This window comes from Gelidibacter sediminis (assembly GCF_004364975.1).
Classification (GTDB): Bacteria; Bacteroidota; Bacteroidia; order Flavobacteriales; family Flavobacteriaceae; genus Gelidibacter; species Gelidibacter sediminis.
In genome coordinates this window covers 72686-89397 of record NZ_SOBW01000008.1, presented here as the reverse complement: position 1 = coordinate 89397, position 16712 = coordinate 72686, and the positions used below count along the sequence as shown (strand labels likewise).

Genomic DNA, 16712 nt, shown 5'->3' with positions numbered 1-16712 from the left:
CATATAGGAAACTACTTCCAGAATACGGAATGCTGAATGCTGAATATTGGATGCTGAATGCTGGATGCTGAATGCTGGAGTCTGTCAACAGAAGACTGCCTACTGAGAACTGCTTAATGAGAACTGCCTACTGAAAACTGCTTACTGAAGATTGCCTACTAAGCCCTGACCTGCTCTACTTTTGGTTATATCCAAAACGCTTCAACTGTTTCTGGTCGCTTCGCCAGTTTTTGTTGACTTTTACATAGAGCTCTAAATGGACTTGTTTACCAAAAAACAGCTCTAAATCCTTACGAGCCTCTACACCTACACGTTTTAAAGCAGCGCCTTTATGTCCAATAATAATCCCTTTTTGGGTTTCACGTTCTACCATAATAACCGCACGCATTCTGATAATATGTTCTTCTTCAAAAAATTCTTCCGTATCAATCTCAACAGCATAAGGTATTTCCTTCTTATAGTGCATCAAGATTTTCTCGCGAATGGTTTCGTTTACAAAAAAGCGTTCAGGTTTGTCAGTTAATTGATCTTTTGGATAAAAAGCGGGCGATTCTGGTAATAATTCTATAATCCGGTTGAATATTTCCCTAACATTAAAACCTTCTAAAGCAGATACCGGATAGATTTCAGCGTTTGGCACTTTTTCTGTCCATAATTGCACTTGCGCTTCCAATTGCTGCTGATCAGATTTATCAATCTTATTCAACAACAACAAAACTGGTATTTTTGAATTGGTGATTTTCCTAAAGAAGGCCTCATCTTTTAGCTCTTGCTCTCCAATTTCAACCATATAAAGAAGTACATCAGCATCATCAAAAGCAGATTTTACGAAATCCATCATGGATTCCTGAAGTTCATAAGCGGGCTTGATAATTCCTGGAGTGTCCGATAAAATCATTTGAAAATCTTCACCATTAACAATCCCCAAAATTCGATGTCTAGTAGTCTGTGCTTTTGAGGTAATAATTGATAATTTTTCGCCCACAAAAGCATTCATCAATGTCGATTTACCAACATTAGGATTTCCTATGATATTTACAAAACCAGCTTTATGCATATTCTAATAATTTCTACAAAGATAAGTTTTAAAATTTTAAACTTATTGATTATTCGGAAGCCCTTTTTCATTATGGATGTCTGTCAGTACTTCAGATAAGGTATGCGAATCATGACCATAACGCAAGGAAAACGCGCGGGTAAAAGCTGCCCCATAAAAAAATATAAGACACGAATAGGACACCCATAGTAAAATTAGCACTATTGTCCCAGCTGCACCATACGTGGATCCAGGATTGGCAGTTCCAAAATATAAGCTCAACAAATATTTACCAAGCGTAAAAAGAACGGCGGTTACAAGCGCGCCTATCCATACGGTTTTCCATCTGATTTTAGTATCAGGCATGTATTTAAACATCAATGCAAATAACGTCGTTACCACGCTAAGAGAAACTACTAAGTCCAATATATAGGCTACATACAATACAATATCAGGAAACATTTGTTTAATATAATCATTTAAGGCACCAAGTACTGCGGTGACAATAAAACTGATCAGCAGCAAAAACCCGATGACTAAGATGAATGCAAAACTTCGTGCGCGATCCGTCAATAATCTCTTAAAACTAAATTTACCTGAATCTTCAATCTTCCAAATTTTATTAAGGGATATTTGAAGTTGATAAAACACACCTGTCGCCCCAAAAATAATGCTGGCAATACCAATCAGGGTAGAAATTACATTTTTCTCCGTATTTAGCGTTTCGCTAATCATAACTTTTATCGTCTCGGCAGCATCTTGGCCCAAGACTACAGTAATTTCATTGGTGAGATGCCCTTGAACAATCTCTGTTCCCCATATACTCCCCACCACATTTATTAAAATTACGATAAGTCCTGGTAACGATAGAACAGCATAATAGGCCACTACGGCACTTAATCGCCATGGATCATCATCATTCCACGCTTTAAACGCCTTTATAAATAAAGACGGCAAATGTTGGAGCTCGAATTTTTTTTCAATATGCGTTTCAGCCATGAGGATAGCAATTTAATTTAAAATTAAAAAATTACTTTGGATACCTCAATTTTATGTTCCTGATTAATTCCTCTAAACCATTTAATTTTAACTCATAAACGGTTTCTAACATTAAACCTAATTGGCCTCTAGGGAATCCTTTATTATGATACCATACCACATAGTACTCCGGCAGATCAATGAGAAACTTCCCTTCATATTTGCCAAACGGCATTTTAGTATGGGCCAATTTGATGAGAAAGTTTTTATCGGGTTGAAGCACAGTAGAGGTGTAGATTTGATGTTATCAAACAACGCATGGCGCTGTCAATGAAAATAAATGTTGTTCTAAGATGTGCTTTGTAATTGGTGACTTTAAAATTATCGAAAATGCCAATTGCGCTATATGCATTAACCCCAATTAAATGTTATGACTTTATCAATATCAGGATGAAGGCTGTTCAGTACAGGACAGGTATTGGCAGTATGCTCTAAAATTGTTTTCGTCTTTTTATCGGCCTCAAAAGGCAAGCGCATTACCACTTCAATTTTTGAAATTCTACGCGGATTACTAGCCATCGTTTTGATGACATCGGCTGTAGTACCAGTCATATCAACATCCATATCTCGCGCCTTAATACCCATGACTGTTATCATACAACTTGCCAATCCGGTAGCAACGGTATCGGTTGGAGAAAAGGCCAGCCCTTTGCCATTATTATCCAATGGCGCATCCGTAATAAAAGCATTTCCAGATTGCTCATGGGTGCATTCAGTTCTTAAATCGCCAAGGTATACTACTTTTGAGGTCATAATTTTGCTTCTTGTATAGAAAGGTCACTAGTATATTTCACAACATATACCGCTTCATTGTAGTAACCGCCTGAAATCTTTTTAGAATATCTGAACTTATTTTCAGTGTACTGTGTTTCAACACCATTGGAGGAAGCTTTGTACAAATTATCATCAGAAGCCAAACGCAATAATACATCTAAGGTCAAATCAAAACCTCTGACGGCAAATTTATTAGGTTCAATCCCATACTTTTGTTTGTAAGCTCTTACAAAACTGTCGGGTTGGTCTGGATGTATACTTCTGTTAATAGATGGGTAGTGAAATTTCAGGTTCGCCAAATGAAAATTAGAAACATTTGGCCCTTCAAAAGCATCATTAATTTTGGTTGTCACAATAATAATTTCCTGATTTCTATTACTCATTCCGTTAAGCATGCTGGTTACAGTAGACACTAAGGCTTCATTAGCCGTCTCTAAAAACACATAATTTTTTCCAGAAGTAAAAGCACCACTTAAATCAGATGCCATAATATAGTAGGCGTCGTTTCCGTTTTTATTTTTTCTTGAGAATACTTGTCTGGCGTTTCGAAATTCAGATTTTAACCGGTTGCTTACCGCTGTATTAGCATTGTCAGCAATTATAATCACATTTTGATTTAATGAATCTGATTTTATAAAATTGATGATCGCCCGTTCTAAAACATCAGTATCAGCCACAGTTTGAAACACATTTTCAAACAGCTGATCTGGCTTGGTAATAGGTGATATTACTGGCACTCCATCCTTTTGTACAGCTCTTGCCACACGATCTAAATTATTAGGCATTAATGGCCCAATAATAGCATCGTAACTCGACAAATCATTGCTATTTAATATTTTTGACACCTCAGATAACTGATCTTGAGTATCAAACACTTTCAATTTTGTTGATATTCCCAATTGTTTTGCTGAATCTACAGCCATTAAAACCCCAGAATGAAAATCTAAAGACACAGACAAACGACGATCATTTCTCATTAATGCCTTGGCCTCCTGTACAGAATCAGTATCAACTCTATTTAAACGGAAAGGCAACATCACGGCAATCTTTTTTGTTTTTAAATTCTTTAAACTTCTGCTAAGATTGGTTTTTTCCACGCTTCCAACCACTTCTCCAACGCTTGTCGATTGCGGCACCTTTAATACCATCCCTTCCTTTAAACCATCAATTTTCAATTCAGGATTAAGTTTTTCCAATTGTTCTTGGGTGAGACCCAATTTCACCTTTAATCGGTAATACCCTTCACTCTTCTGAACGGTATAATAGTTGTAGTTATCATCAATAACCTTTTCATCAGAACTACCTGGAACATTTATAATATCTCCAGGTTGCAAAACAGCATTCATCCCTGGGTTTAAAGTTTCCAATTCATCTACGGTAATGCCGAATTTATAAGCCACACGCCATTTTCCTTCCTTAGGTTGCACTGTGTATTTTTTAAGTGAAGCCCCAGGGGTCACTTTAGAAACTATCGTTTTATATCGTGGGATGCGAATATCATCTCCTTTTCTTAAATTTTCAGAATAAAGGCTTTTGTTGTGTTTTTTTATATCCTCAATCTCTACATTATACTCCTTAGAGATGCTATATAGTGTTTCCTTACGTTTTACTTTATGGTCTTTATAACCAATTAACTCTTTAGTCACTTCTTGCGCAACAGAAGATAAACCCGAATCATTGGGTATGATTAACACTGCATTTGGGCTCAACTTTCTTTTGGCATCCGGATTTAAAGCATAAATATCTGACACAGAAACTTTATATTTCTTTGCAATAGATTCTACAGTATCTCCTGCCTGGACAGTATGTGCCTTGAATTTTTGAGCATGTACAAACAAACTACACGACAGGGTGATGATACAAATTAATATAAGTTTTTTCATGTTTTATCTTGATGTAATTGATCGTTAACTAATGACTGATAACTGAACATATCATAGTTTCTATTCCCATTCAATTGTTGCAGGTGGTTTTGAACTAATGTCATATACTACTCTATTAACGCCTTTTACCTTATTTATTATTTCATTTGAAGTTTTTTGCAAAAATTCATAGGGTAAATTCACCCAATCTGCAGTCATTCCATCAGTACTTTCTACCGCTCTTAAGGCGACACATTTTTCGTAAGTACGCTCATCTCCCATGACACCTACACTATTAACAGGTAAAAGAATGGCGCCTGCCTGCCACACTTTATCATAGAGGTTCCATGATTTTAAATTGTCAATAAATACCGCATCAACTTCTTGTAGGATACGCACTTTTTCAGCGGTGATATCACCCAAAATACGAATAGCCAATCCAGGACCAGGAAAAGGGTGACGGCCTAAAATAGAAACATCCATACCCATAGAAGCACCTACGCGCCTTACCTCATCTTTAAATAATGCTTTTAAGGGTTCTACAACTTTTAATTTCATGAAATCTGGTAGACCTCCTACATTGTGATGACTCTTTATAGTGGCACTTGGACCACCTGTGGCAGAAACACTCTCAATCACATCTGGATAAATTGTACCTTGTGCTAACCATTTAACATCTTTAATTTGATGCGCTTCATCATCAAAAACCTCAATGAATACACGACCAATAGCTTTACGCTTCATTTCTGGATCACTCAATCCTGCAAGGGCATCCAAAAAACGTGCCGAAGCATCTACACCTTTCACATTTAGTCCCATTCCTTCATATTGAGACAAGACGCTTTCAAATTCATTTTTACGAAGCAAGCCATTATTAACGAAAATGCAGAACAGGTTTTTACCGATAGCCTTGTGTAATAAAATAGCTGCAACGGAAGAATCAACACCTCCTGAAAGACCTAATACAACTTTATCATTACCTATCTGTTCTTGAAGGGCCTCGACTGTTTCTTCCACAAACGATTGTGGGGTCCAGTCTTGCTCTACTCTTGCAATATGAACCAAAAAGTTCTCCAATAATTGTTTCCCATCTGTAGAGTGGTACACTTCAGGATGAAACTGAATACCATAAGTCTGCTCCCCTTCAATAACATAAGCTGCATTTTCAACATCTTTTGTACTTGCGATGAGTGTACCGTTTGTTGGTAATTTTTTAATGGTATCGCTATGGCTCATCCATACCTGACTCCCAGCATCAATATGGTTAAACAGAGGTTCTTTTACTTTAACATACGTTAAATTGGCTCTACCATATTCACGTGTATTTGAAGGTTCTACCAGTCCACCCGAGAAGTGGGACAAATACTGCGCACCATAACAAACGGCAAGCAACGGCATATGGCCTCTGATATTTGACAACTCCGGATGTGGCGCATTCTCCGCTCTTACAGAAGAAGGACTACCCGATAAAATAACAGCTTTAAAACTGTCTATATCAGTTGGAATTTTGTTGAAGGGATGGATCTCACAGTAAATATTGAGTTCTCTAACGCGTCTCGCAATAAGCTGTGTGTATTGCGATCCGAAATCTAAAATAAGGACTTTGTTGTGTTGCATGCGCAAAAATAAGGATAGATTTTTAGATTTACCATTTAGGGCCAATGAAAATTACAAAAATGAATCAGTTTTACGTCGTCCCAAGCAATTGTGTTGCGCAAAAAAAATTACTCAAACATAACCCGATTGAACCTTGTAAAAATTTAATGGATACAAACGGACATCATCTCATTTTACGATTACAATCTGATCATCAATAACCATTGCCTAGATTATACCATTGTATTCAAAATCATTTCTATGTCTTTTTCAGTAGTATCAGGATTTATAAAACAAAAACGTGATACCGTTTCAAAACTATCGCCATTTTTCCATTTAGTTGGTGTTACTAGCGCAAACCCTTTCTTATGATTTTCATAGGTCCAATGGGTATAGTCATCAGGTTCCCAACCTTTTCGTCTATAGAGTACACAAGATAAACTGGGTTCTCGCACCAACTCTAAATCAGGGTGCGCTTGTATCATTTTACCAGCAATTTGAGCCAGTTCAATACCCCGTTCTACCGCTTCCTTATACCGATCCGTACCATGTGTGGCCAATGAAAACCATAGTGGCAGGCCACGCACACGTCGTGTTAATTGTATTTGATAATCTGTAGGATTAAAACCGTGTGCCCCTTCATCTTTAAAAATATCTAAATACGACCCTTGTTGCGAATGTGCATTTTTTGCCAATTCTGGATCTTTATAAATCACTGCGCCACAATCATAGGGCGAAAACATCCATTTGTGTGGATCAATGGTAATACTATCAGCTTTTTCAATACCATTAAACAAATGCCGTACGGAATCAGCAACCAGCGCCCCACCACCGTAAGCAGCATCAACATGAAACCATAAATGTTCTTGTTCGCAAACCTGAGCGACACTTTCCAAATCGTCAATGATTCCGGCATTCGTCGTACCTCCTGTGGCAACCACCGCAAAAAGCCGTTTGCGTTGCTGTTCAGGTAAATTCTGAATGGTCTCAATTAAATCTACACCCGTTAGGCGTTCTTCAGAATCGACCAATAGAATATCAACATCGGCTACTTTTGCCATAGCTTTTATGGAGGAATGCGCCCCAATTGACGTTATGATTAATCCCTTCTCGCGTTTAAATTCAGGATTTTCGCGCCAATGTTCTCTTGCTGTTACAATAGCCGATAGATTTGCTGCAGTTCCGCCACTAGTAAAAACCCCAAAGGCACCTTTAGGAAGCCCCGTTAAGGATACCATCCATTTCATGGCTTCATTTTCACAAAAAATACCGCCAGCACCTTCCATCCAATACGCGCCGTGAATGCTCGAAGCCGAAGTTACGAGATCAAACATAATGGCCGCCTTAGTTGGCGATGCTGGCACAAATGCTAAATTCCGCGGATGATCAACCGGAACATTAGCCTTTGCCAAATGCTCTTTCCATAAGTTAAACGCATATTCACCACCCACTCCTTTTGGTGTGATGGTTTCTCCTACCAAAGCTTTGAGTTCTTCTTCTTTTTTGGGCTTCCCGATAGGATGCTCAGTTGCCGAAATACGCCCAATAGCATATTTCATGACATCTAAAGTCATCTCGATGAGGTCCATATCAATTTTATGCATACTCGTCATGGATTCACTATAATTTATAGGATTTAAACTTCTAATATTAGAAATTCAGAATGTAATGGATCAAGATTTTGAACTAGTGTTTGAATAATGCCCTCGCCGTATTCTAAGTAAAATTCTGAAATATTCAAATGGCGCTCTTGTAAACTTTGCCGTGGGAACAATTCATCCTGTAACACTTTTACACGCTCCAACTCATCCTCCAGCTTCCTTTTTTGGGCTTTCAATAATCGTTTTTCAAGATTTTCGAGTCCTTTTACTTGTTTCACTTCTTGAGCAGCGACGGCACCTTTGAAGGATTTATCAGTAAGTGCTGCTAACTTATAGAGCTCTTCAAATTGTTTTTGAAGCATTTTTTTTTGAGGACTGAAATCAATAGTTATGTCAGAGATCGTTTTTGTAACCTTAGTCATCAATGCGTCCTGTTTCAAAAACAAATCAGCCACAGACACATGTAGCTTTTCAAGCTTTTCTTTTTGTTTATTAGTTATGAGCAATACAGAATTTCGCAACAGCAGCATAGGAAAGGTCACCTTTTGAGCTTCAAAATTAGATTTGAGCTGTAACCAATAGGCCAATTCTCCACCACCTCCAATATAACAGAGGTTAGGCAATATAACTTCTTGATAAAGAGGGCGTAAAATAACATTCGGACTGAACCGTTCAGGATGCTCATTTACTTCAGCCAATAATTCCTCTTTATTCCAACGTATATCAGTATCTAAAACCCCAAACACACCATCGGTCTCAAGAATGCGCTCTCGAATAGCATTGTGAATGTAAAACAAATTAATCTCTCTAGGATTGACCTGTATTTTATAATTTGAGGGTAAGGCATTGATATCCTCATTCGTATTTGATACTTTTTTGAAAGATGATTGATTGACTAATTCTTCCTCAATATAGGGTCTAAAAAGCTTTTTTAAGATAGGGTCATGACCGTCTAAAATAACCAAACCATAAATAGAGAATAACTTATTGACTAAAAACCGTGTGGCTGATGTTAAAGTATCATGTTCTATATAGGCCTGATGGAAAAGTTGTTTTAAGGCTTTTGCATTTACGCTCGAATTCAACTGAGAGGCAAACACCTCATACACTTGGTCTAAACCGTTTAAATCAAAGTCGCCTACAACCCCCGAAGCCTCTCTGTTCCATTGCACTTTTTTACCTTTAAAATTAAAAAAGTTGATTTCCTCAAAATCATGGTCCTCCGTTGCCATCCAATAAATAGGTACAAAATTGTAATGCGGATAGCGCTCTTTCAATGTTCTGCACAAATTAATTGTTGAAATAATCTTATAGAAAAAATACAGCGGGCCTGTAAATAAATTAAGCTGATGACCTGTTGTAACCGTAAAAGTAGTGCCGTGTTTCAAGAGATCAATGTTGGTAAGCGTCATTGATGAGATACTTAAACCTTCATATTGCAGCATTAAGGCTTTGACCAAATCTGAGCGATGGTTTTTGTTATAAGACTGTTGCTTTTCTTCTATTTGAGCCTCAAAATTATCTAACGATGGAAAACGATTATAAAAGGGTTTCAAATCCGTTTTTTCATCTAAGTAATCGGTGATCAATGATGAAAAATAATTTGTCTCTTTAAACGGAATACAATCGGTTGGCATATGTGAATTTAAAAAATGAATTGTAAAGATAGCGCTCTTAACTTTTTTTGAGTACTAAATTTTAGTTAATTCACTTTGACTAGCTATCTTTACCTTACTAATTACGCTACATTACCTTATTATGCAAAAACTATCAGTGATCATTTTTGTGCTATTGACTAGCATCTCTGTCTCTAAAGCACAAAGCATACAATCACCTTCAGAATTTCTAGGTTATACTTTAGGAACAGAATTTACAAGACATCATCAAGTGGTTGATTACTTTAAAATGGTTGCGACACAACTTCCCAATCAGGTTAAACTTGAACATTATGGCAACACCTACGAGAGACGTCCATTATACACAGCCATTATTTCTTCTGAAGAAAACATCAGAAACCTCGAAAATATTAGACAAAATCATTTAAAAAATGCTGGCATTGGCGATGGTAATTCTACCTCAAATGATATTGCCATCGTCTGGTTAAGCTATAATGTGCACGGCAACGAGGCCTCTAGCACGGAAGCTTCAATGAAAACGATTCACAGTTTGTTGACAGAAAAACAAGATTGGTTAAAAAACACGGTGGTGATTATTGATCCATGTCTTAATCCTGATGGACGTGACCGGTACGTCAATTGGTACAACCAAACTAAAAGTTCACCATACGATATTAATCAACAAGCAAGTGAACAGAATGAACCGTGGCCAAGAGGAAGGGCCAATCATTATTTATTTGACTTAAATAGAGATTGGGTTTGGGCCAGTCAAATAGAAACACAAGCACGCCTAAAAATTTATAACAAATGGCTACCACAAATTCATGTCGATTTTCATGAACAAGGCATTAATGAACCCTATTATTTTGCACCCGCAGCGGAACCTTTTCACGAGATCATTACGGATTGGCAGCGCGATTTCCAAACGCAAATTGGAGAAAACCACGCGCGCTATTTTGACGCTAATGGGTGGTTATATTTTACACGTGAACGATTTGATTTACTGTACCCAAGTTATGGGGATACCTACCCAACATATCTCGGCGCCATTGGGATGACTTATGAGCAAGGGGGACAGTCAGGATTAGGTATCCTTAATGATGAAGGTGAAGTTTTAACCCTTGTAGACCGTGTAGAACATCATCACATCACAGGCTTGTCTACAGTAGAGATGGCATCTAAAAATGCTGAAAAATTAAATACAGAATTTAAAAAGTATTTCGCGACTACTAATTTAAAATATAAAAGTTATGTTTTGCGCGGCAGTTTTGATAAAATTGAAGACTTAAAAGCGTTATTGGATAAACATCATATCGCATACGGGACGGCAGCGGCTGGAAAGATTTCAGGTTATAACTTTCAAGATGGTAAAAATGGGTCTATTAATGGCACATCTGAAGATTTAGTGGTGAGCACCAATCAGCCCAAAGGGAAAATGGCACAGGTGTTGTTTGAACCTAACACGATCTTAGCGGATTCAATAACTTATGATATTACAGCTTGGAGCTTACCTTATGCTTACGGATTAAACGCCGTTGCGTCTACTAACTTAGTCTCTACAACACCTGTATCGACACCATTTCAACCTAATTTAGCAAATACAAAAGCCATTGGATATATCAGCAAATGGAACCACCTGAAGGATGCTGAGTTTTTAGCTGAATTACTAAAGCAGAATTTAAAAGTCCGTTTTTCTGAAAAACCACTTACCACTAAAAGTCCCGAACATACTTTTGAGCGTGGCGCGTTAATTATTGTTAGGGGTGATAATAAGAAAATAGAACACTTTGATGATGTTGTGATTGCTGCAGCAAATAAATTTAAAAGGAAAATAGTGGCGGCATCTAGCGGATTTTCAAAATCAGGTCCTGATTTCGGATCGCCAGACGTTAAATTAATTAATAGGCAGAAGATTGCAATTCTATCAGGAAACTATACATCATCGTTAAGTTATGGTGAAGTGTGGTATTTCTTCGAACAAGAATTGAAGTACTCTGCAACGTCTTTAAATACTGATCATTTTTCACGAACCAATCTTGATGACTATTCAGTTTTGGTAATTCCAAATGGCTTTTATAGCCAATTTTTTAATGAATCAAATCTAGAAAAACTACAAAGCTGGATCAAAAAAGGTGGAAAAGTTATTGCAATTGATGGTGCCCTCAACATTTTTGCCGATCATAAAGATTTTGGTCTGAAACGTCAATTTTCTAAAGACTCAACCACAACCAAACCAAACCTTACGCCTTACGCAGAACGCGAACGAGAAAGCACTAATGAGATGATTACTGGCGCCATTTTTAAATCAGTGGTAGATCCCACACATCCATTAGCTTTTGGGTATGATAAACAGTACTATACCTTAAAATCAGGTGCCAGTACGTACAGCCTTTTGGATGAAGGTTTTAATGTGGCATATTTGGACGATCAACCAAAGAACGTTGCGGGATTTGCTGGAAAGAACACATTAAAAAATCTTCAAAACTCCCTGATTTTTGGAGAAGAACGATTGGGGAATGGCAGTATTATTTATATGACAGATAATATCCTATTCCGCAATTTTTGGGAAAATGGTAAGCTATTTTTCGTTAATGCCATTTTCTTTGTAAACAACAATGCCTATAAGTAATTAAACCTTTAACATTAACATCCAAAACACTCATTTACATGTTTATTTTTAGTAATTTAATGTTTATTAAATAAGGCGTTATGAATAATTTCATCAAAATAAGTCATCAAAAAGTTCTAACCATTTGGCTTTTTATGTTTTTTATGTTGTGTTCTGATATTTCTTTATCAGCAAAAAACATGTTTCAAAACCCTGAAATGAATCAAAATTTCAAAGAGTTTACAGGTATAGTTATTGATAGTAAAACGAAAGAAACTTTGGCTTTTGCTACCATTAATGTTTTGGACACTAATATCAGTACAATTACCAACTCAGACGGCGAATTTCTTTTAAAAGTGCCAAATGCATTTGTTGATAACGATATGCACATTTCGTTTTTAGGATATCAGTCTAAAATTATACCCTTATCAAGTTTAAATGGTGAGGATATTCATATTTTGTTGGAAGAATCGGCCATGCAACTTTCTGAAATCAAAATTAATGCCCCTAAGGACGCAAAATCCTTAGTCAAAGCAGCCCTCGACAAAAAAGGTGAACACAATTTTACAGAAGAAACTATGTTGACGGCCTTTTACAGGGAAACTATTAAAAAAAGACGACGAGACGCGTCGTTATCTGAGGCTGTAGTAGAAATCTACAGACAGCCTTCCACCTCATCTAAAGGCGATAAGATTAAGTTGATCAAAGCACGTAAAAGCACAGATTATAGCAGATTGGACACCCTGGCAGTAAAACTTCAGGGTGGGCCTTATAGCGCGATTTATGCGGATATTATTAAATATCCTCAATTTATCTTTAATGAACACACTTTAGAAGATTATGAATTTTCATTTGATAAGCCTACTGAAATCAACAACAGATCTGTTTATGTTGTAAAGTTTAAGCAACGGCCTGAGATTATGGACCCCATGCACTTCGGAAAACTTTATATCGATGCCGAAACATTCTCACTTATTAGCGCCATCTATAATTTAAATGTTGAAAATAAAGAAAAGGCTGCAGAACTTTTTGTAAAAAAGAAACCTAATAGAGTAACTGTATACCCTACTGAAGCAGCGTATCGAGTAGACTACAGGTTAAAAGATAACAAGTGGCATTATGGTTATAGCAATATTCAGTTGACTTTTAAAGTTAATTGGAAGGGACGCCTATTTAATAGTATCTACACATTAAGCAGTGAAATGGCAGTAACAGATTGGTCAAAGGTTATGAATGATGATCCTTCCCGTAGAGAAACATTGCGCCCTACTGTAATTTTAAGTGAAGAAGCATCGGGGTTTTCCGATCCGAGATTTTGGGGAGAATACAACATCATTGAGCCTGAAAAATCCATTGAATCGGCTATTGAAAAAATCAACAAGCATTTAGAAAAACGACAAAACAACAGTTAGCACAACTTTTTGTAAACTGCTATGTTTTATAATTTGTGGAATGGACCAGTGTAATATCCAAAACAGTAATATGAGCACCAAAAATCGTCTAATTTAGGCAATAACTACTTCAGCATATAAATCAAAATCTTCCGCCTCAGTCACTTTCACTGTGGTAAACTCACCCGTTTTTAAATAACATTTAGAAGCATCAATCAGCACTTCATTGTCTACATCTGGCGAATCAAACTCTGTACGACCTACAAAATAGTTACCCTCTTTTCGATCAATGACCACTTTAAATTCCTGCCCTATTTTAGCTTGATTCAATTCCCAAGAAATTTGCGACTGAATTTCCATAATCTCGTTGGCGCGTTGCATCTTAACCTCCTCAGGAACATCATCCACCAAATTAAAAGCATGGGTGTTTTCTTCATGTGAATAAGTGAAACAACCCAAACGTTCAAATCGCATGTCTGAGACCCATTGTTTTAATTCTTGGAAATTCTCTTCCGTTTCTCCAGGATAGCCCACGATTAAAGTTGTTCTGATGGTCATTCCGGGAACCGTCTTTCTGAATTCCTGCAAAAGTTTAGTGGTCTTTTCTTTGGTAGTACCGCGCCTCATGCTTTTTAAAATAGCATCAGAAATATGTTGAAGTGGAATATCTAAATAGTTACAAATTTTGGACTCTCTATTCATTACATCCAGCACATCCATAGGAAAACCCGTTGGAAAGGCATAATGCAATCGGATCCATTCTATACCCTCAACTTTTACTAAGGCTTCCAATAATTCGGCCAGATTACGTTTTTTGTAAAGATCCAGTCCGTAATACGTCAAATCCTGAGCAATCAAAATCAGCTCCTTAACCCCGTTAACGGCGAGTTTTTCAGCTTCTACCACTAAGTTTTCAATGGGTGTGCTCTTATGCTTGCCTCGCATTAAAGGGATGGCACAAAAGCTACAAGGTCTATCACACCCTTCTGCAATTTTGAGATACGCATAATTTTTAGGAGTGGTCGTTAAACGCTCACCAATCAGTTCATGTCTATAATCAGCACCTAAAGCCTTCAACAAACCTGGCAGTTCAGTAGTTCCAAAATACTGGTCCACATTAGGAATTTCCTTTTGTAGGTCAGGCTTATAACGCTCACTTAAACAACCGGTCACAAAAACCTTATCAACTTGACCATCTTCCTTCTTTTGCATAAAATCGAGAATGGTATTGATGCTTTCTTCTTTGGCGTTATTGATGAAACCACAGGTATTAATCACCACGATATTACCTTCTTCTTCATGCACCACATCTTTACCGCTCGCTTTAAGCTGGCCCATTAGGACCTCACTATCGTACACATTTTTGCTACAACCAAGTGTGACCACATTGATGCGATTCTTTTTAAGCGATTTCGTTCTCATATCCAAAAAAAATTAAGTGTGCAAAGATACGTAATGATTTACGATTTATTGGATAGGAATATTATTTCTACACATCTTGATATAAAAACTGAAATGACTTATACCTTAATTATAATTCCTTGGTGCAATACGCCTTTTAGAGGCAAACTCATAAGCATACGCCCATGACAAAAGTAATTTCTCGCCTAAAGGTTTGGTAATAAAGGTTAAGCCTTTGGGCTCACCATTGTCATCATACCCCATTGGCACCGTAATGGCTGGGTATTCAGCAACGGCAGCAGCACCTGCATGATAATTATTTACAGACAAGAACCCGTCCAGATTGTGTGTTTTGACAGGCGCATCAAAGTAAGTGCGACCGTTGGTTTTCAGGTTCAATTTAATCTCGTCAAACTCAGCTACTGTTGCGCGATCGGCTACGACCCCTTCAAATAACTTCTGTCCATAGGGCATGACAGCCAACGAATCCTTTTTATTGAACGCAATTATATCATCTACAGTTTTCAAATTGATAGTTGGATCTCCTGCAGTAGCTATATAATGAGGTAAATCTTTTTGCATATCCAAATTTAAAAGCCTCATAAACCCAGGCAGTTTAATGCGTTCTTCTTCAAGTTGAACGATGATAGCACCTAAATTTTTCAAATCATTTAAAGCGCGCCTATACAGCGAGTCTTCCATAAATTCTTTGAAGGCTCCAAACCGCTTCCCTTTCAAAGAATGCTTTTCCAAATCCTTATATAGCGCATTTGCATAAAGATTTGTCTGCATAGATTTAAAATCCTTGGCATCATGACCTAACATGGCGTCTAATACAATTGCATTGTCCGTAACATTTTTTGTCATGGGACCTGGAGTATCTAAGGTTGAGGAAATTGGAATAATACCACTACGACTCAACACACCAATGGTAGGTTTTAATCCTACAACGGAATTTTGGCTTGATGGAGAAAGTATAGAACCCGAGGTTTCACTTCCTATAGCGGCCACACAAAAATTAGCGGCAACAGCCACTCCACTACCCGAGCTCGATCCGCCAGTATCCATCACTTTACGCCCATACGGATTTAATGTCTGGCCGCCAATTGCACTATACCCGCTTGGACAATCGCCACAAAAGAAATACGCCCATTCGCTCAAGTTGGCCTTCCCTAAAATTAAAGCGCCGTTTTCCTTTAACCGTTCTACAATAAATGCATCTGAAGTTGCATTGTCCTTAAAGGCCACCGCCCCTGCCGTAGTAGGCATAGAAGCTGTATTTATATTGTCTTTTAAAAGTATTGGCATTCCAAAAACAGGGTGTTTAATCATTTTGTTGTTTAACGCCCTATCCTTTGCTTTAGCCTCAGAAATAACATTTGGGTTTAAAGAAATAACAGAATTAAGTGAAAAAGCATTCTCACGATCAAATTTTCTAATGCGGTAGAGGTAAAATTTTGTCAAACTTTCATAAGACAAACGACCTTCTTGGATATGGTCTTGTAATGTTGGAATGTCTTGATTTAAGATTAAGGCTTTTAAAGCCGCATAATTATCTTCTGTAAATGTTTCCAATTCCTTGTAAAAAGGCTTCCAAAGTTCATTGTTGTCAATGTATTTTGAATCTAATACTTTAAAATCAGTAAAGGACTTTGACGAAATAGCACTTACATCAGAGGTTTTCTCATTAGGAACGGTGGTAGTGGTATCAACAGATTTACAGGAGATTACTGATAGTATGCACGTGAGAATAAGAAAGTGTTTCATGAATTTATTTTTACTAAAAATA

At 37.3% G+C, this 16712-nt stretch carries 12 protein-coding genes; 2 read left to right on the top strand and 10 right to left on the bottom strand.

The window, feature by feature from the left end; all coding sequences use genetic code 11:
• Positions 1-175 precede the first annotated feature (175 nt).
• From era to bshC, 8 genes are all read right to left on the bottom strand, one after another.
• On the bottom strand, positions 176-1057 hold the full coding sequence (gene era, locus BXY82_RS07030) for a GTPase Era (protein WP_133757500.1): 882 nt from the start codon (positions 1055-1057) through the stop codon (positions 176-178).
• A 42-nt stretch (positions 1058-1099) separates the two neighbouring features.
• Positions 1100-2035 carry a YihY/virulence factor BrkB family protein gene (locus BXY82_RS07025; RefSeq protein ID WP_133757499.1) on the bottom strand — a complete coding sequence of 312 codons (936 nt, stop codon included), beginning with the start codon at positions 2033-2035 and terminating at the stop codon, positions 1100-1102.
• 31 nt (positions 2036-2066) lie between these two features.
• Positions 2067-2297: a DUF3820 family protein gene (locus tag BXY82_RS07020; RefSeq protein ID WP_133757498.1), complete on the bottom strand. Its 231-nt coding sequence runs from the start codon at positions 2295-2297 to the stop codon at positions 2067-2069.
• 128 nt (positions 2298-2425) lie between these two features.
• On the bottom strand, positions 2426-2827 hold the full coding sequence (locus BXY82_RS07015) for an OsmC family protein (protein WP_133757497.1): 402 nt from the start codon (positions 2825-2827) through the stop codon (positions 2426-2428).
• Positions 2824-4731, bottom strand: coding sequence for a PBP1 and LysM peptidoglycan-binding domain-containing protein (locus BXY82_RS07010; RefSeq protein WP_133757496.1), 1908 nt, complete (start codon positions 4729-4731; stop codon positions 2824-2826). Before BXY82_RS07010 ends, BXY82_RS07015 begins: the two co-directional genes overlap by 4 nt.
• A 60-nt stretch (positions 4732-4791) precedes the next feature.
• On the bottom strand, positions 4792-6327 hold the full coding sequence (guaA, locus tag BXY82_RS07005) for a glutamine-hydrolyzing GMP synthase (protein WP_133757495.1): 1536 nt from the start codon (positions 6325-6327) through the stop codon (positions 4792-4794).
• A gap of 212 nt (positions 6328-6539) precedes the next feature.
• Positions 6540-7910, bottom strand: coding sequence for a pyridoxal phosphate-dependent decarboxylase family protein (locus BXY82_RS07000; RefSeq protein ID WP_133757494.1), 1371 nt, complete (start codon positions 7908-7910; stop codon positions 6540-6542).
• A 32-nt stretch (positions 7911-7942) separates the two neighbouring features.
• Positions 7943-9544 (bottom strand): bacillithiol biosynthesis cysteine-adding enzyme BshC, encoded by a 1602-nt coding sequence (gene bshC, locus BXY82_RS06995; protein WP_133757493.1) that lies wholly within the window; start codon positions 9542-9544, stop codon positions 7943-7945.
• 121 nt (positions 9545-9665) lie between these two features.
• Between bshC and BXY82_RS06990 the strand changes: the two genes are divergently transcribed.
• Positions 9666-12152: a M14 family metallopeptidase gene (locus BXY82_RS06990; RefSeq protein WP_133757492.1), complete on the top strand. Its 2487-nt coding sequence runs from the start codon at positions 9666-9668 to the stop codon at positions 12150-12152.
• An 80-nt stretch (positions 12153-12232) separates the two neighbouring features.
• On the top strand, positions 12233-13543 hold the full coding sequence (locus tag BXY82_RS06985) for a carboxypeptidase-like regulatory domain-containing protein (RefSeq protein WP_243835733.1): 1311 nt from the start codon (positions 12233-12235) through the stop codon (positions 13541-13543).
• Between the two features lie 93 nt (positions 13544-13636).
• Here BXY82_RS06985 and rimO read toward each other — a convergent pair whose 3' ends face one another.
• Positions 13637-14944, bottom strand: a complete 1308-nt coding sequence (gene rimO / locus BXY82_RS06980; protein ID WP_133757491.1) for a 30S ribosomal protein S12 methylthiotransferase RimO — start codon at positions 14942-14944, stop codon at positions 13637-13639.
• A gap of 105 nt (positions 14945-15049) precedes the next feature.
• Entirely contained in the window at positions 15050-16690 is a 1641-nt protein-coding gene (locus BXY82_RS06975; RefSeq protein ID WP_133757490.1) for an amidase family protein, read from the bottom strand.
• Positions 16691-16712: the final 22 nt, after the last annotated feature.

What these genes read in the sequence shown, in the direction of transcription:
- era (WP_133757500.1), bottom strand. Translation starts at nt 1,057, where the DNA reads ATGCATAAAGCTGGTTTTGTAAATATCATAGGAAATCCTAATGTTGGT.
- BXY82_RS07025 (WP_133757499.1), bottom strand. Translation starts at nt 2,035, where the DNA reads ATGGCTGAAACGCATATTGAAAAAAAATTCGAGCTCCAACATTTGCCG.
- BXY82_RS07015 (WP_133757497.1), bottom strand. Translation starts at nt 2,827, where the DNA reads ATGACCTCAAAAGTAGTATACCTTGGCGATTTAAGAACTGAATGCACC.
- BXY82_RS07010 (WP_133757496.1), bottom strand. Translation starts at nt 4,731, where the DNA reads ATGAAAAAACTTATATTAATTTGTATCATCACCCTGTCGTGTAGTTTG.
- guaA (WP_133757495.1), bottom strand. Translation starts at nt 6,327, where the DNA reads ATGCAACACAACAAAGTCCTTATTTTAGATTTCGGATCGCAATACACA.
- BXY82_RS07000 (WP_133757494.1), bottom strand. Translation starts at nt 7,910, where the DNA reads ATGCATAAAATTGATATGGACCTCATCGAGATGACTTTAGATGTCATG.
- bshC (WP_133757493.1), bottom strand. Translation starts at nt 9,544, where the DNA reads ATGCCAACCGATTGTATTCCGTTTAAAGAGACAAATTATTTTTCATCA.
- BXY82_RS06990 (WP_133757492.1), top strand. Translation starts at nt 9,666, where the DNA reads ATGCAAAAACTATCAGTGATCATTTTTGTGCTATTGACTAGCATCTCT.
- BXY82_RS06985 (WP_243835733.1), top strand. Translation starts at nt 12,233, where the DNA reads ATGAATAATTTCATCAAAATAAGTCATCAAAAAGTTCTAACCATTTGG.
- rimO (WP_133757491.1), bottom strand. Translation starts at nt 14,944, where the DNA reads ATGAGAACGAAATCGCTTAAAAAGAATCGCATCAATGTGGTCACACTT.
- BXY82_RS06975 (WP_133757490.1), bottom strand. Translation starts at nt 16,690, where the DNA reads ATGAAACACTTTCTTATTCTCACGTGCATACTATCAGTAATCTCCTGT.